The organism is Flavobacterium salmonis, assembly GCF_903819435.1.
GTDB lineage: Bacteria > Bacteroidota > Bacteroidia > Flavobacteriales > Flavobacteriaceae > Flavobacterium > Flavobacterium chungangense.
In genome coordinates this window covers 324,642-341,031 of the sequence record NZ_CAIJDP010000062.1, presented here as the reverse complement: position 1 = coordinate 341,031, position 16,390 = coordinate 324,642, and the positions used below count along the sequence as shown (strand labels likewise).

Below are 16,390 nucleotides of genomic sequence, written 5' to 3'. Positions count from 1 at the left end.
CAATACGATAATGTCAATATTAAAAAAAATAGCAATCGGTCTAATTTCTTTATTCCTTCTAGGTATATTTCTGGACATTGGTCTTAATTACTGGATCAAAAAACAGCTTCCTATTATTATTCATGAGAAAAACAACACTGTATATAATATCAATTATGAAAAAATAGAAGTTTCGCTTTGGTCAAGAAATATCTATGCACAGACGTTATTAGTAAGCCCTAAAAATCAGCCAAAAGACAGCAAAAACGGACTCTTTTCTAAAATTGAATCCATCACAATCGAGCATTTCAATATTTGGGATCTTGCTTTTAACGATGTTATACAGGCAGAGAGTATTATTATCAATAAACCACGAATAATATTATATAAAAAAGGTGAAAAATTATTGAACAACAGCAAAAGTATTAAAAGTGAAATTCTTGAACCTTTTCGTAAAATAATTGCGGTTTCAAATATTTATTTAAATGACGGAACCGCTGATGTCGTTTCTCTAGATTCTGAAAAACCAATTTTAAGCATCAAAAAAATCATTCTTAAATTAGAAGGAATTTTGTTGACAGACGCTACTTTAAAAGAGAAAATTCCAATTCAATATAAAAGTTATGCCTTAGTAATTGACAGCTTATTTTTTCGCACAAGTGCTTTTTATCATTTGAATATTGGCAAAATAAGTACTGGAAAGAACTTTCTGAAAATTAATAATTTCTCCTATATACCGCAATTTAATCGTCCTGATTTTATAAAGCAGTTAAAAAAAGAAAAAGACATTAATATCCTGAAATTTGATTCGGCTCAAGTAGCAAAAATGAATTGGGGATTCAAAAATGACCGTTTTTTCTTTAAGGCGAACTCGATTGTAATCAACCATTTTGACGCCAACATTTATCGCGGCAAAATGCCAGCAGACGATCTGAGCAAAAAATATCTATATAATCATTTATTACGGAATATAAAATTTCCACTTGAAATTGACACGCTGCAGGTTCTTAAATCTAAACTTGTTTATGAAGAAGAGAAAGATTTTTCTAAAGGCCCGGGAGTTTTAAATTTTGATAAATTTAATTTGCAGGCAACCAATATAAAGAGTGGTTTTGGATTAAAAAAAACTGATGATGTTAAGATTAAAGTGAATTGTATTTTCATGAAAACTTCTCCATTAGATGTCGATTGGAGTTTTAATGTTTTAGACAAAAAAGACAGTTTTCATATTCAGGGTGTAATCTCAAACTTTGATGTTGCGGCAATGGAAAGATTCAGCAAACCTTATATGAATGCTTCATTTACAGGAGTTTTTAATAAATATCGTTTTAATTTTTATGGGAACGATGATGCTGTAAAAGGAAATGCATCCTTAGATTATGATGATCTAAAAGTGAAACTTTATAAAAAGAAAAATCCCCAAAAAGTAGCAAAACTCAAAAGTGCTATCGTTAATCTGGTAGTCAAAAATGATTCGAAAGATAAAGTCAAAAATGCCGATGTCGAACTAAAAAGAATTCAGGAAAAATCATTTTACAATTTTTTATGGAGAAGCATTGCCGAATCTTTGAAAAAGATTTTAATCTAGTTATCAATCTATTGCAAACCTGACAATTATCAGGTTTTTAGAAAATGTTTTTTTCAACCTTTGTTTTTATTTTAATCAAAAAACAAATGACAAAAAAGCCTTTACACACTTTTCATATTCCGGTAATGGGACTTGCTTATACAATTGACAGCCCAATTCGGGTGGCACAGTACGGGATTTCGTCTGTAATATCAATTGCAGATGATGATTTGATCGAGAAGATGCGTAATTTTTACAGTACCAAATTCAATATTCCGTATGAAGAAATATCTCAGAAATTTCATGATTACCGGGCCGAAAGAATTACTTCTTATCTGAATCTTGTTGACAAAATCGTAAAAGAAAAATTCGAAAATTTTAAAACAGAAATTGCCGAGAGCAAAACTGCCTTAGAAAATTTTATCGCGATGCTTCCCAATACCTCCGATATCAAAAAAGGTTTTCAAAATTTACTTGAAGAAGGAATTTCTTTTAAAGAAAACATTCAAAGCTATATTGAATCCAATCTTTTTCCGGGAGAAATTGATGTTAACATCATGACGAAACTGGACAAAGATAATTTTGTTAAAAGCAAACAGCTCCCTACTGAATTTAATGATGCACATGCTGCTTTAAGGGGTTTTGCCAACAGCAATCTTGAATCTTCGGTTGTACTTTCGGCTGGTATGAATCCGCGATTGTACAGTTATTTTGAAAATTTCAAGGATTTTTTCCCGGATGAAAATAATCAGCTTAGAAAGAAAATTATTTTAAAAGTCAGTGACTTTAGATCTGCTATGATTCAGGGGAATTTTTTAGCCAAAAAAGGGCTTTGGGTTTCAGAATATCGAATTGAATCCGGATTAAATTGCGGTGGACATGCTTTTGCTACTGAAGGACTTTTATTAGGTACTATTCTGGAAGAATTCAAGCACAAAAAAAAGCAATTAGTGAATTCCGCACATGAGTTAATGGTAAAAGCATTACAGCAAAAAAATGCAATTATACCAAATAAGCCTTTAGATCTAAAAATCACAGTTCAGGGAGGCGTAGGAACGGCTGAAGAACATGAATTTTTATTAAATAAATATCACGTTGATTCTGTTGGTTGGGGATCGCCATTTTTGTTGGTTGCCGAAGCCACATCAGTAGATCGTGATACCCGAAATTTATTGATAAACGCAAAGGAGGAAGATTTGTATTTAAGTCATATTTCTCCCTTAGGAGTTCCGTTTAATACTTTGAAAGGGACTACAAATGAAATCCTGAAACAAAAACGAATTCAGGAAAACAAAGCCGGGAGTTCATGTCCAAAAAAATTTCTGGCATTAAGTAAGGAATATGATTCGCACGGAATTTGTACTGCTTCAAAAAAATACCAGGATATAAAACTGAAAGAACTGAACGCCATAAAAAATACTATTTCGCTAAATGCTTTTGAGAACGCTAAAACTAAAATTACAGAGAAGTCTTGTTTGTGTGTTGGTTTGGCCAACGCATCCTATTTAGAGAATGATATAAGTATAAAAGGGCAAGCCCAAGGAGTAGTTATTTGTCCCGGACCAAATATGGCTTATTTTGACCAGGAAGTTTCTTTAAAAGATATGCTACAGCACATTTATGGAAATAAGTCAGTTTTGAGAACTCAAAATCGGCCTAATTTATTTGTGAAGGAACTTAAAATGTACATCGAATATTTAAAAAATGAAATTGCTACGCTTTCCGGAGAAATAAATTCTAACCAGCTTAAAAAATGGAATACCTTTAAAACAAATATTTTAGAAGGAATCGAATACTATCAAACACTGTTTTCTTCGAATTCATATTTTAAAAACGATGAAGAACGAATCAGGAATCAATTCAATTTTTATAAATCTGAATTAGATTCAATTCAAATCCCGATATTAAAACTAGCCTAAATAACAAACCCCGATTTATTTCTAAAATCGGGGTTTGTTATTATAATAGAATTCAAAATATATTTTATTTCTTTTTGCTATCAATAATTGCACCTGTTCCTGCTCCAACGCCAGCTCCGGCCAAACCGCCAATAATGGCTCCTTCACCTTTTTTCTTACTGACTGCAGCACCTGTTATTGCTCCAACACCGGCACCAATTACCGCACCTTTTGCAGTAGAACTCCAACCTTTCTTTTTAGCGGGTGCAGCAGTAGTTGTTCTATCTTGCGGATGTACCACTACCACTTTTTGTGCCTCTGCCTTTTCTGCTTCAGCTTTTTCTTTTTCCTCTTGCAAATTAGCCATTTCCGTTTTCATTGAATCAATTACTCTTTGCTTTTCAATTTCAACTTTCATTGAATCAATACTCGCTTGTTTCACTTTATTTAGATCTTCCTTACTTTGATTTTGACAAGAAGTAATAAGTATAGCCGCTAATAAAATATATAAGCCTTTCATAATTGTAGATTTAAATTAGTACACTACAAAGTAAAAGAGAACATATATTACAAGTGTTACATGATTTTGTTTAAAATTTACAGAATTAAATGATATTACTTATTTACCTAAAATTCCTTTTTTTAAGATCTGTCCAAAATCGTACATATCTTCAAAAGAACAATACAGAGGAACGGGTGCCAATCGAATAACATTAGGTTCGCGCCAGTCTGTAATCACTCCGTTTTTCATTAAATAATCGAATAAGCTTCTTCCTTCTCCGTGTAAAAAAACAGATAATTGAGAAGCTCTTTCTTCAGGATTTGATGGCGTGATAATTTCGAAACTACTCTCAACTTCCTTATCTATTTCGTGGAGTATAAATTCTAAATAAGAGGTGATTTTGTCTCTTTTTTTAATTAAGGCATCCATTCCAACTTCAGCAAACATTTCTACCGAAGCTAAATAAGGAGCCAAAGAAAGTACCGGCAAATTGCTGATTTGCCAGCCTCCTGCTCCATCTACAGGATCAAAATTAGGCTCCATTTTAAAACGGCGCTCTTTGTTATGTCCCCACCAGCCTGCAAATCTTGGTAAATTGACATTATGGTGTTTTTCGTGAACAAAACAACCGGAAGCATTTCCAGGTCCTGAATTCATATATTTGTAACTGCACCAGGCAGCAAAATCTACATTCCAGTCATGAAGTTCTAACTTGATATTTCCTGCTGCATGCGCTAAATCCCAGCCTACTTTTGCACCTGCTTTTTGTCCGGCGGCAGTAATAGTTTTAATGTCAAAAACCTGTCCGGTATAATAATTTACACCGCCAATTAAAACCAAGGCTAGTTCATCACCTACTTCTTCAATTTTTGCCAAAACATCTTCCAGGCGAATATTGTGTTCGCCATCACGACGTTTGATTTCTACAATAGCCTCTTCGGGTTTATAACCATGAAAATTAACCTGACTTTGAAACATATACTGATCTGAAGGAAACGCTTTTTCTTCACAGATAATTTTATAACGGGTTGCTGTTGGCTGATAAAAAGAAACCATCAATAAATGAAGGTTTACGGTCAAAGTATTCATAACCGTAACTTCTGAAGGCAAAGCACCTACGATTTTACTTAAAGGTTCAGGGAATCTTTCCTGATAATCCCACCATGGTTTTTCAGCATAAAAATGACCTTCTACCGCAAGATCTGCCCAGTCATTCATTATTTCATCAATATAGGATTTGGTTCTTTTGGGCTGTAATCCTAAAGAGTTTCCTGTGAAATAAATAACACGTTTGTCATTTACTTTCGGAAAAATAAACTGATCCTGATAGTGATTTAAAGCGTCTTGTGAGTCGAGTTGTTTTGCGAATTCGCGTGTATTTTGAAAAGTCATTGTTTTTGTTTTGTGCAGTAAAAATAAAAAAAAATGCTCTAAAAGTTGTTTTTTGTTTCAGGTTTCAAATTTCAGGTTCGGTGTTACTAAATTAAAATATTAATACACTGATAAAAACAGATTCACTATAACTAAAACGCTGCTTAAAACCGGATTTTTCTTTTGGATTGGAATTGCGTTAGGGATAGAAATGGAAAGCTTTTGCGATGAAAACCGTAGTAATACTGCAACGAGGAAGCGACCATCGGAAGCTCCCAAAGTGCTTGTATTACTTGGTTTTTATTGCAAAACTTGAAATGGATGGCCCGTAATACGCCGAAATTTGAAATAAAAAAACCCGTCATCACTGACAGGTTTCTTAAATTTATATGTTTTTCAGATTAGATGATTAACATCGCATCTCCGTAAGAATAAAATTTGTATCCTTCTTTGATTGCTTCATCGTAAGCTTTTTTCATTAAATCATGACCACAAAAAGCAGAAATCATCATTAATAATGTTGATTTTGGTGTATGGAAATTTGTAATCATACAGTTTGCAATGCTAAAATCGTGAGGAGGAAAAATGAATTTATTTGTCCAGCCTTCATAAGGATTCAAAGTGCTTTGTGACGATACAGAGCTTTCTATAGCACGCATTGAAGTAGTTCCTACTGCACAAATGCGTTTTTTCTTTCCTTTTGCTTCATTCACAATATCACAGGCAGCTTGATTGATAATCAATTCTTCTGAATCCATTTTGTGTTTCGATAAATCTTCAACCTCAACCGGATTAAAAGTTCCAAGACCAACGTGAAGGGTTACTTCAGCAAAATTTACTCCTTTGATTTCCAGTTTTTTCAAAAGGTGTTTTGAAAAGTGTAAACCTGCAGTTGGTGCCGCTACAGCTCCCTCTTCTTTTGCATAAATAGTCTGGTATCTTTCTGCGTCTTCCGGAGTTACCTCACGGCTGATGTATTTTGGAATTGGAGTTTCTCCAAGTTCTGTTAATTTGTTTCTGAATTCTTCGTAAGAACCGTCATATAAAAAACGTAAAGTTCTACCACGAGAAGTCGTATTGTCAATTACCTCAGCAACTAACGAATCGTCATCTCCAAAATAAAGTTTGTTTCCGATACGGATTTTTCTGGCCGGATCAACCAAAACATCCCAAAGACGTTGTTCTGAATTCAATTCTCTTAACAAGAAAACTTCGATTCTTGCTCCTGTTTTTTCTTTGTTTCCGTACAAGCGTGCAGGAAAAACTTTTGTATTATTAAGTATTAAAACGTCTCCGTCATCAAAATAATTGATAACATCTTTAAACATTTTGTGTTCTATAGTTTGTTTTTTACGGTCTATTACCATCAAACGAGACTCATCTCTGTTTTCTGCCGGGAATTCTGCTAAAAGTTCTTTTGGTAAATTGAAACTGAAGTGTGATAATTTCATATTTGAATTGTTGATTTTAAAATGTAGCTTTTAGATTTTGTATCTAAAATTGTAAATCGTGTGCAAATATACGATTGTGAGACAGGCGTTGTCAAGTGTTTTACTGTTTATTTTCAAAAGTCGTTGATTTAGTGGTGTTTCGACAACATTGAAAAACGTTTTTTGCACCATATAAGTGATGTAAGTTCATTTAATTTGAATTCTTAAAAATTAGTGCGTGTTTTTTGTTTTGCTAAAGCCGAAAAAATAATCATAAAAAAACCTCCAGTTGAAATTGGAGGCTATTCAATTATGCTCATTTTATTTAAATGAACTTACATCACTTATATGGTTTAAAAACTTTTATAGTTCTGAGATTTCGAAGTTTAATTGTTTTAAATCATTCCAGAAATCCGGGTATGATTTTGAAACTACTTCGGCATTTTCGATGATGATTGGCACTTTCAATGCTAATGGAGCAAATGCCATCGCCATACGGTGATCGTTATAAGTTGCAATTTTTACATTGTGATTAATCGTTTCAGAAAGTCCTAAAGTCAAACTATCATTTGTTACCGAAATATTGGCTCCTAATTTTGTAAGTTCAATTCGAAGTGCTTCAAGTCTGTCCGTTTCTTTAATTTTTAAAGTATGAAGACCTGTTAAATGACAGCCGATTCCTAAACCTAAACAAGTTACCACAATTGTTTGTGCAATATCAGGTGTATTATTCAAGTCAAAATTTACGGTTTCAAATTTAAAATCAGGCTGTTTTACCAACGTCATTTTGTTTCCTTCGAAAGTAGTTTTGACTCCCATTTTTTCATAAATAGAAACCAAAGCAGAGTCTCCCTGCAAACTATTTTCCTTATAACTGCTCAAAGTTATCGATGCCGCATCAGCCAAAGCAACCAAACTAAAGAAATAAGAAGCCGAACTCCAGTCAGATTCTACTACCATTTCTTTTGATGCAACAGCTTCTTTTGGATAAACTTTAATTACGTTTCCTTCAAAACTGGTTTGGATATCCAAATCTTTGAGCAAAGCCAAAGTCATTTTGATGTATGGAATTGAAGTAATTTCACCTTCTAAAGTCAGTTCTAAGCCATTTTCTAATTTTGAAGCAATCAATAAAAGAGCCGAAATATACTGACTGCTGACATTTGCCGCTAAGCTTACTTTTGAAGCTGTAACTTTTTTTCCTTTGATTCTTATTGGCGGGTAACCCTCTTCTTTTTCATAAGAGATTTCAACTCCCAATTGCGCCAAAGCTTCAACTAAAATTTTTATCGGACGTTCCTGCATTCTGCTTGAACCTGTCATTACAACTTCACGCCCTTCATTTACTGCAAAATAAGCTGTTAAAAAACGCATTGCAGTTCCTGCATGATGAATATCTACAATCTCGTCATTCCCAATCAAAGCTTTTTGCATTACCTCGCTATCATCGGAGTTAGAAGTATTTGCGAGTGTAATATTTGAGAATAATGCTTTTAACAGTAACAAACGATTGGTTTCGCTTTTTGATCCTGTAACCGCAATTTGACCTTGTAAATTTTTATGATTGGTTTGAAGTAATAAATTCATTTTTTTAATTATAAGTTGTAAATTTTGAATTATGAATGATTAGAAACGTAATTCAGACGCGCAATTTACCACTCCCCATTCATAATTCAAAATTCAAAACTCATAATTCAAAACTTATGAGTGATATTTCACAATTATTTCAATTTATCATTGTTTTTATGACGATCTTTATCCCTGACCGACTTTAAATCCATTTTTTTGTCAAATGCTGCCTGCAAATCGATACCGGTTTGATTGGCCAGACATAAAACTACAAAAACAACATCAGCCAGTTCTTCACCCAAATCTTTGTTTTTATCGCTTTCTTTTTCCGATTGTTCGCCGTATCTTCGGGCAATAATTCGGGCAACTTCGCCTACTTCTTCTGTAAGCTGAGCCATATTGGTTAATTCATTAAAATAGCGGACACCGTGTTCTTTTATCCAGGTATCAACGTCAAGTTGTGCATTTTTCAAATCCATTGTTATATTTTTTTAAGAACAATTTTCTCGTTTTGACTTATAATCGCTTTCTGAAAAAGATTTTTCAAGACTTCATATTCATCTGCTGCAAAAGTACTCTTGTTTATTTCTCTTGAACTGGTAATTTGAATATTGTTTTGCTCATTCGAAATATTCAATACAAATACTATTTGTTTATCTTCAGACGAGATACGTAAAGGCTTAGGCATTGATTCTACCATATATCCATCAGGAATTTGTAAGCTCAAATTGATTTTTTCCTGTAACGGATATCCAAAATAAATAGCCATTCGTCTTTTTTCCTGAGTAAAAGGATTTTTGGATTTTGTAAAAAACAATAAGGGATTAATAAATATTTTGCCTCCTATCATTTCAGATTGATTATCTGTTACAAAATTAAATGTTTCCTGAACCGGATCTGAAAATTTTGCATTTTTATTTTCTGCACTATAGTCTGAAATTTTTAATCCTCCTAATTTTTCCTCTAATGTTTCAAGATAATTTTCGACATTTTTATTGGCATTAAGAATCCTGAAATTGTATGCCTCATATTTAGTTTTCTTCACCCTGATTGTCCCTTTCATCTTTCCGGAACTATCTATTTTTGCCAATACATTTGAGGATTCAATTGATACATTTTGAGGATTTAGATCTATTTCTTCTGAGGTTCCGTCTTTTTTAATAAGTCTTCCTTTCCAGTTTAAAACATTTAAAGGCAAAACTCCCGGTGTTGTAAATTTATGAGAAGCATCCAGCAGTATTTGCTTTCCATCAATTTCAGCTGCAGCAATAACATAATTAAAACCTGTTCTTGTTGGATAAACAGGCACACCATTTTCTAATGTACTTACCAAAACCGGATTAGCAGCTATTCCGCACAATTTCAACATATTAATTAAAATAAAATTGATTTCGGCGACATTACCAGTTTGAGCAGCATATGCTTTTACAACACCTGCGTCAGTATAATAACCGTTTTCTTCATTCCAATTCATTTTGTTTTGAACGAATTGAAAAATAGTATTCACTTTTTCGTTTTGTGATGCTACATTGGTCAATAAACGCTTTACATCCTCTGTTAAAAAATTAAACTCGTTAAGTTCCTTTCCGAATTTTTGTTCCTTAAAAATTGTTGTTGCAACACCTTCCCATGTAACCGAATAATCTTTAACAGGCTGTTCCGGCATGCGCACCCTTTCCAGCTCTTGGGTAATAGCCCCCCTGTAATTCTCTACATTATTTATATATGGTTCATCAATCAAAGCCGGAATATCCCTGCCGGAATAATAGGAATTAATCTGAGTATATGTCAATGTTCTACTTTGGTTATACTCATTTTCATAATTTTGGTTGCCGCTGGCTAATTTAAAATCTGATTCTATAGGCAGGTTTCCAATTAAAATTGGTTTATAAATATAATACTCTGGAATTTCTGTTTTATATTCGAAATAGTTTACAGGAATCCTGTATTGAATATCAAAATCCGGAAGTTTAACAATATTCTCTGATTTTAGAATATATTTATATTCTATGACAGAACCAACTTTAACGTTAGGGAGCGTAATAATCCTTTCGTTCCAGTATTTATTTACATTTTTCTTAAACTCTCCCTGATTATTAAGTTTTGTTTTAACAATTGATCCCTTTTCAAGATTGTACGTTACCGCATTAGAAAATTCTACCTTATCCTTATCCAGATCTTCATATCCTACATAAAATCGTACTTTTTGGTTAGCCCAACTGAGTCCTTCTTTTTTATAAATTTTAATTTTAAATTCATAAACATTATTTGCCGAAAAACCGCTTTTTGGATTATACGTAAAAAAAGTCCGCCCCTTTTTAAATAATATTGCTGCCACTGCTGAAGAATCTTGTGGATGCACTTTTTCTTCCAATTCAGCAATGGTAACTTTTCCTAACTCATAATTCTGGGCTTTTGTCTTAATAAAAACAAAAATGAATACTATTGAAATAACTATTGTACGCAATCTCATTTTTAAATTCTCTTTAAAACAATTTTTTCGCTTTCTTTTGCAATCATTGCTTTGTAATATTCTTTCAGCATTTCATATTGTTGTGTCGACACAATAGCGTTATTAATCTGGTGAGAAATAGTCATTTGAAGCGTATTTTCGTTTGCCGCTATATTAAATTTAAAAGAACCTAAATTGTCTTCCATATTTATTACGGCGGGTGTAGGTATTGTTTCAACTGCAAATCCATCCGGAATCTTTATTGTTATGTTATATTTATCCATAAAAGGAAATCCAAAATCAACCGGGTATTCTCTTGTTTCCTGATTAAAAGGATTTTTTTCATTGGTAAAAAACAACATTGGACTAACATAGATTTTTCCTCCAATTACCTCGGATAAATTATTTCCTGTAAAAGAATATGTTTCTATAATAGGCTTCAGGATTTCTTTTTCGTTTGTCTTTGCATAATCGCTGATTTCTATTTTATTGTTTTGATTTTCCAGTTTTTCCAGATACTCATCTTCTTTGGTACTAAAAATATTCTCTCTGGTAATCATAGCATTATAATCTGTGCATTGTCTTCTTGTTTGTCCTGTAACTTTACCTTCAGGGTCAATACTGTAAGTTAAAAAAACAATATCATTTGATGTTTTTTTAGGCATTAAATCGATTTGTTCTGAAGTCCCGTCTTTTCGTATCAATCTTCCATACCAGTTTAAAGTTCTAAATGGTAAAACATTGGGAACAGAAAATCTATCTGATGCATCTAATAATATGTAGCCGTTTTCAGTTTCAACTGCTGTGATTACATAATTATAGGCGGTTCTGTTAGGAAAAAATGCCACTCCGTTAGACCTTGTGCTAACCAAAACAGGATTTGCCGTTAAGCCAGAATAACGTAACATTGCTGTCAGCATTAAATTTATCTCTGCAATATTTCCTGATTTTTCCTGATATGCTTTACGTACACCTTTATCACAACTGTAGCCATGATATTTATTCCATTTCACATTTGATTTAACATGATTTAAAATAACTACTATTTTTTCTTCGGGTGTTGTTACTCCTGCCAGTAAAGCTTTTAAATCATCTTCAAAATATCCTGTTTTATTTAATTCAGGGCCAAAATCTTCATATTCGTAAATTGTCCTTGCTACCGAGTTCCAATCTGTAGAAAAAGTTTTCATTGGACTATTAGGATACTTAACCATTGAAAGTTCTTGTTCTAAACTTGCCGTATAATTGTCTATATTATTAACATACGATTCCTCTTTCATTGCAGGTAAATTCTCAGCAATATAGGTAGTTTGTGTTTCAAGGTAATCAACAGTATCTGTAGAAAATGTTGTATGTGAATTAAGTCCTCTTTCTTTGCTTGTAAATAAGATTGATCTTGATCGTGTTTCTGTTGTTACTTTAGGAAAAATATATCCTTTTTGTCTGGCATTAAAAGTATAATACTCTGGTATATAAGTTGTATATTCTGAGTAATTCACTGGAATACTACTTTGAAAAGCCCACCCTTTCATCATTCCAATAGTAGGTGTTCTCACTGTATAACTATATTCGAATACTGAGCCTTCTTTTACATTAGGCATTGTGATTTTTTTTCTTGCATAGTATTTATCAACCTCTTCATTAAAAACACCATCACTTTTAAGTTTGGTTTTCTCAATTTTTCCATTCACTAAATTAAAAGTATTAACATTCGAAAAATCAACTTTTTCTCTTGATTCATTGCTTCCAATGTAATAGGACACATTTTGATTTGCCCAATCATAACCTTCTTTTTTATATATTTTAACTCGTGTATCTACCTGAGTAACCAAAATAAAGCCATCATTAGTATCATATTCAATACTGGATTTACCCTTTTTATATAAAATAGCCGCTGCTGCAGATGAATCTCTCGGGTGTTTTTTTTCTTCTAATTCAGCTATAGATACTCTTCCTAATTTAAATTCTTGTGCAGTTGTTTTGGAAAGAATAAAAAGCAGAGATAAGAAACTAAAAAATTTAATGAATTTCATTGGGTTTGTTTTTTTGTTGATTTGATTAGTTCTTGGTCAAAATGATTTTGGCATTATCATTTTTTGAAACTTGTTCCATAAAAAGACGATATTCATCATATTCTTTGTTTGAATATTTTCCTTTATTTAAAAACATAGAACGTTTGTATGTGAGTTTATTATTTTCATTTTTGATGATTTCTGTTTTATACTCCCCAAACTTTCCTTTTAATTCGAAGTTTGAAGGTAGAAATTCGATTGAAAAACCTGCAGGAAGATTAATTTCAATTTCATCTGTATCTAAATAACCGCGCTGGATTTGAAATGGATTTTTACGATTTCTTATACGCTTAACATTTCCTGTATACTGATTAAAGGCATCCATTACAAAAATCATTTTATTGGCAGAAATTGTTCCATAATTTACTGCTGTAATCTGAATATCTTCTGTAAAACGAATATTCTCTTTATCATTGGTAAAATTGATTTTACCTAATTTAAGATTATTTATATTACCCCAATATTCTTTATAATGTGCTTCTTTTTCTGTAGGCTGTAATTTCTCTACAATCATTTTTCTTCCATATTGTGAACCTTCAGACCGGATATTGATTTTTCCAGCAAAACTGCCATTTTCATCTATTGTATAAGTTCCTTTGCTAAATTGCGCATTATTTAATGGATCATAAATTCTTGTTCTGATTATTTCTCCTCCATCAGGTTTAATTACAACTACTTTTCTATTATCTGTAAAATTTGCCTGATATCCAAAAGGGTCATCCTGACTTGTGCATTCTAAAAAAACGTATTTATCTTTATCAGGAACACATAAAATCGCATGATTACCCTGGATAGAAAAAAAATCTTCATCAATATCTCTTAAATCTAAATCACCGTATAATTCTGTGTAAAAGGAAGAAACGCCAACCACATCTAATAATGCTCTGGTATAATTAGACAATGCTTTACAATCACCATAACCTAATCTATCGACATCACTTGCAAACATTGGTTTCCATCCTCCAATCCCTACCTGAACACTGACGTATCTGGATTTTTCCTGTACAAATTGGTATACAATTTTTGCTTTTTTTATAGGATCTGTTTCATTACCTATCAGTGTTTTAATTTTTAATTTTGTTTCTTCCGGCAACAATGTTGTTCCTGCTAAAATTTTGTCCGAAAACCATTTACCATATTCTTTCCAATTTTTTGCATTGCCATCAACTCCCTCCAGATTAAAATATTCCAGACTCATCAATACTTTTGGATATAAATCGGAAAAAGCGGGACTAAGATCTTCTGCCTTCTGAGCTAAAATATTGACAGCTTCGTAACTTAGCTTAGTATCTGTATCAGCTGTTTTTTTAATATTAAATCCTGAAAAATAAAACTCTTTCTTTTTAAAACCAAGATTATTAGGAAAAGTAACATTTAGTATACATTTTTCGACACTTACGTAATATCCTCCCAAAAAATACCATTGCGGTATAAAAGCGGTATTTGAAGTTTCAGTTTCACTTTTATAAACAATTGTAAAAGGATATGAAACTGGTGTATAATCTAAATAAACGACACGGTTATCTGAAAAAAGAGTACTTCCACCTGCAGCGCTTTGGTCTCTAAAATCTTTTCGTTTAATCTTTTTTATTTCGTTACCAAATGCATCATAAACAATCGCTTCGATGTTTTTTATTGAAGTTGTTTTATCATAGTGCTGATAAGCATCAATATCATTTAATCCTTTCTCATTAAAAACTGATACAACCCTTTGTGTTTTGATATTCATACTTCTCTGGGAAGCAATGGTAATATCCATTTGATCTAGTCGCACAACTGCATTGGCATTCTCTTTAAGACTATCGGCAATTTTAGCAGTCGAGTAGTCACTCTTTTGAGCATTAGAAACAAGGGAAAATAAGAAGAAAATTAATGCGAAAACCTGATTTTTCATTAGTAAGTATTTTCGTCAAATATATAGCATTTTTAGAAATCCTTAACAAATATTTGTGCTATTTATTCTTTGTTTTTACTATCAATTAAAATCGTTACAGGCCCGTCATTTATAAGGCTGACTTTCATGTCTGCACCAAATATTCCGGTTTGTATTTTCTTCTGAAATTCATTTTCTAAAGATCTCACAAAACTCTCATACATCGGAATTGCAAACTCTGGTTTTGAAGCTTTAATGTATGAAGGACGGTTTCCTTTTTTAGTTGAAGCATGGAGTGTAAACTGACTTACTACAATAATATCACCATCAATGTCCTGAACTGAGCAATTCATTACGCCATTTTCGTCACCAAAAATGCGCATTTTTATGATTTTCCCAACGAGCCAGTCAATATCATCCTGAGTATCGATATCTTCTATACCAACCAAAACTAATAGTCCTTGTTTAATATCTGCAACAATTTTAGAATCAACGGTTACAGATGCCTGAGAAACTCTTTGAAGAACAACTTTCATATCTTAGTCTAAAGTTTGAAAGTCATAAAGTTGAAAGTCTAAAATCTCACTTTGGACTTAAGACATTTGACTTTAGACTATTATTTATTTCTGGTTCCTGGTTTCATCGCTGATTTTTCGGTCTTCATCGTAAGAGTCGGTGCGATAATTTTCCTCATCACCTTCCAGTATTTTAAGATAACTGTTGTAGCGTGACCATGCAATTTCATCTTTTTCCAAAGCTGCTTTTATGGCGCAATGAGGCTCTTCTTTATGCAGACAATTATTGAATTTACATTGATCTTTCAATTTAAAAAATTCAGGAAAATATCCGCTGATTTCTTCTTTTTCCATATCAACAATTCCGAACCCTTTAATTCCGGGAGTATCAATGATTTTTGCATCAAAAGACAAATCATACATTTCTGCAAAAGTTGTAGTGTGCTGCCCTTGTTTACTGGCTTCTGAAATATTTTTGGTTTTAAGGTGCAATGATGGTTCCATAGCATTTACCAAAGTCGATTTTCCAACACCAGAATGTCCTGAAAACATGCTTACTTTACCAATCATCATTTCTTTTAATTCGTCAATCCCTTTCATTTCTGTTGATGAAACACGAAGGCATTTGTACCCAATTTGCTGATATACATATTGCATATACAATTGGTCATCCAGAGTTGTTTCATCAAAAGTGTCAATTTTATTAAAAACCAATATGGTCTCTATATTGTAAGCTTCGGCAGTTACCAGAAAGCGATCTATAAAATTAAAAGTAGTGGGTGGGTTATTAATGGTAATCAGCAAAAATACCCTGTCTATATTGGATGCAATGATATGCATCTGATGTGACAGATTAACTGATTTACGAACGATGTAATTCTTTCTTTCGTGAATATTATGAATCATACCTGTAACGGCATCCGAAGTTTCTTCCAATTCATAATCGACAATATCACCTACAGCAATAGGATTAGTGCTTTTGATGCCTTTCATCCTAAACTTCCCTTTCATACGGCATTCTATAAAATCGCCTTGTTCAGATTTTACGGTGTACCAGCTTCCTGTAGATTTATAAACGAGTCCTGTCATTCAAATTGTAGGTTTTAGATTTATTCTTAAAAAATAAAAGGCAAAATTACGTTTTTTGAATTCAACAACGAAA

12 protein-coding genes are annotated in these 16,390 nt (G+C 32.6%); 2 read left to right on the top strand and 10 right to left on the bottom strand.

Features of this window, described 5'->3' with window-relative positions; all coding sequences use genetic code 11:
• Positions 1-10 precede the first annotated feature (10 nt).
• A complete protein-coding gene (locus tag FLACHUCJ7_RS08870; protein WP_180908643.1) occupies positions 11-1,567 on the top strand; it encodes a hypothetical protein in 1,557 nt (518 codons plus the stop codon).
• Between the two features lie 86 nt (positions 1,568-1,653).
• Positions 1,654-3,465, top strand: a complete 1,812-nt coding sequence (locus FLACHUCJ7_RS08865; RefSeq protein ID WP_180908642.1) for a hypothetical protein — start codon at positions 1,654-1,656, stop codon at positions 3,463-3,465.
• A gap of 64 nt (positions 3,466-3,529) precedes the next feature.
• On the opposite strand, the gene FLACHUCJ7_RS08860 is transcribed toward FLACHUCJ7_RS08865, so the two are convergent.
• From FLACHUCJ7_RS08860 to rsgA, 10 genes are all read right to left on the bottom strand, one after another.
• Complete coding sequence (locus FLACHUCJ7_RS08860; RefSeq protein WP_180908641.1) at positions 3,530-3,964, bottom strand: glycine zipper family protein; 435 nt, start codon at positions 3,962-3,964, stop codon at positions 3,530-3,532.
• Between the two features lie 99 nt (positions 3,965-4,063).
• Entirely contained in the window at positions 4,064-5,338 is a 1,275-nt protein-coding gene (gene kynU, locus FLACHUCJ7_RS08855) for a kynureninase (RefSeq protein WP_180908640.1), read from the bottom strand.
• A gap of 380 nt (positions 5,339-5,718) precedes the next feature.
• Positions 5,719-6,768 (bottom strand): tRNA preQ1(34) S-adenosylmethionine ribosyltransferase-isomerase QueA, encoded by a 1,050-nt coding sequence (gene queA / locus FLACHUCJ7_RS08850; protein ID WP_180908639.1) that lies wholly within the window; start codon positions 6,766-6,768, stop codon positions 5,719-5,721.
• Positions 6,769-7,110: 342 nt separating this feature from the next.
• The gene (gene aroA, locus FLACHUCJ7_RS08845; RefSeq protein ID WP_180908638.1) at positions 7,111-8,334 is read right to left on the bottom strand and encodes a 3-phosphoshikimate 1-carboxyvinyltransferase; all 1,224 of its coding nucleotides are present in this window, start codon (positions 8,332-8,334) and stop codon (positions 7,111-7,113) included.
• 134 nt (positions 8,335-8,468) lie between these two features.
• Positions 8,469-8,795 carry a nucleotide pyrophosphohydrolase gene (locus FLACHUCJ7_RS08840; RefSeq protein ID WP_012022600.1) on the bottom strand — a complete coding sequence of 109 codons (327 nt, stop codon included), beginning with the start codon at positions 8,793-8,795 and terminating at the stop codon, positions 8,469-8,471.
• A gap of 2 nt (positions 8,796-8,797) precedes the next feature.
• A complete protein-coding gene (locus FLACHUCJ7_RS08835) occupies positions 8,798-10,789 on the bottom strand; it encodes a DUF3857 domain-containing protein (RefSeq protein ID WP_180908637.1) in 1,992 nt (663 codons plus the stop codon).
• 2 nt (positions 10,790-10,791) lie between these two features.
• Positions 10,792-12,801, bottom strand: coding sequence for a DUF3857 domain-containing protein (locus FLACHUCJ7_RS08830; protein WP_180908636.1), 2,010 nt, complete (start codon positions 12,799-12,801; stop codon positions 10,792-10,794).
• Positions 12,802-12,826: 25 nt separating this feature from the next.
• A complete protein-coding gene (locus FLACHUCJ7_RS08825; RefSeq protein WP_180908635.1) occupies positions 12,827-14,734 on the bottom strand; it encodes a DUF3857 domain-containing protein in 1,908 nt (635 codons plus the stop codon).
• A gap of 62 nt (positions 14,735-14,796) precedes the next feature.
• Positions 14,797-15,249: a D-aminoacyl-tRNA deacylase gene (gene dtd, locus FLACHUCJ7_RS08820; RefSeq protein ID WP_180908634.1), complete on the bottom strand. Its 453-nt coding sequence runs from the start codon at positions 15,247-15,249 to the stop codon at positions 14,797-14,799.
• 84 nt (positions 15,250-15,333) lie between these two features.
• Positions 15,334-16,317: a ribosome small subunit-dependent GTPase A gene (gene rsgA, locus FLACHUCJ7_RS08815; RefSeq protein ID WP_180908633.1), complete on the bottom strand. Its 984-nt coding sequence runs from the start codon at positions 16,315-16,317 to the stop codon at positions 15,334-15,336.
• Positions 16,318-16,390 lie beyond the last annotated feature (73 nt).

What these genes read in the sequence shown, in the direction of transcription:
- FLACHUCJ7_RS08870 (WP_180908643.1), top strand. Translation starts at nt 11, where the DNA reads ATGTCAATATTAAAAAAAATAGCAATCGGTCTAATTTCTTTATTCCTT.
- FLACHUCJ7_RS08865 (WP_180908642.1), top strand. Translation starts at nt 1,654, where the DNA reads ATGACAAAAAAGCCTTTACACACTTTTCATATTCCGGTAATGGGACTT.
- FLACHUCJ7_RS08860 (WP_180908641.1), bottom strand. Translation starts at nt 3,964, where the DNA reads ATGAAAGGCTTATATATTTTATTAGCGGCTATACTTATTACTTCTTGT.
- kynU (WP_180908640.1), bottom strand. Translation starts at nt 5,338, where the DNA reads ATGACTTTTCAAAATACACGCGAATTCGCAAAACAACTCGACTCACAA.
- queA (WP_180908639.1), bottom strand. Translation starts at nt 6,768, where the DNA reads ATGAAATTATCACACTTCAGTTTCAATTTACCAAAAGAACTTTTAGCA.
- aroA (WP_180908638.1), bottom strand. Translation starts at nt 8,334, where the DNA reads ATGAATTTATTACTTCAAACCAATCATAAAAATTTACAAGGTCAAATT.
- FLACHUCJ7_RS08840 (WP_012022600.1), bottom strand. Translation starts at nt 8,795, where the DNA reads ATGGATTTGAAAAATGCACAACTTGACGTTGATACCTGGATAAAAGAA.
- FLACHUCJ7_RS08835 (WP_180908637.1), bottom strand. Translation starts at nt 10,789, where the DNA reads ATGAGATTGCGTACAATAGTTATTTCAATAGTATTCATTTTTGTTTTT.
- FLACHUCJ7_RS08830 (WP_180908636.1), bottom strand. Translation starts at nt 12,801, where the DNA reads ATGAAATTCATTAAATTTTTTAGTTTCTTATCTCTGCTTTTTATTCTT.
- FLACHUCJ7_RS08825 (WP_180908635.1), bottom strand. Translation starts at nt 14,734, where the DNA reads ATGAAAAATCAGGTTTTCGCATTAATTTTCTTCTTATTTTCCCTTGTT.
- dtd (WP_180908634.1), bottom strand. Translation starts at nt 15,249, where the DNA reads ATGAAAGTTGTTCTTCAAAGAGTTTCTCAGGCATCTGTAACCGTTGAT.
- rsgA (WP_180908633.1), bottom strand. Translation starts at nt 16,317, where the DNA reads ATGACAGGACTCGTTTATAAATCTACAGGAAGCTGGTACACCGTAAAA.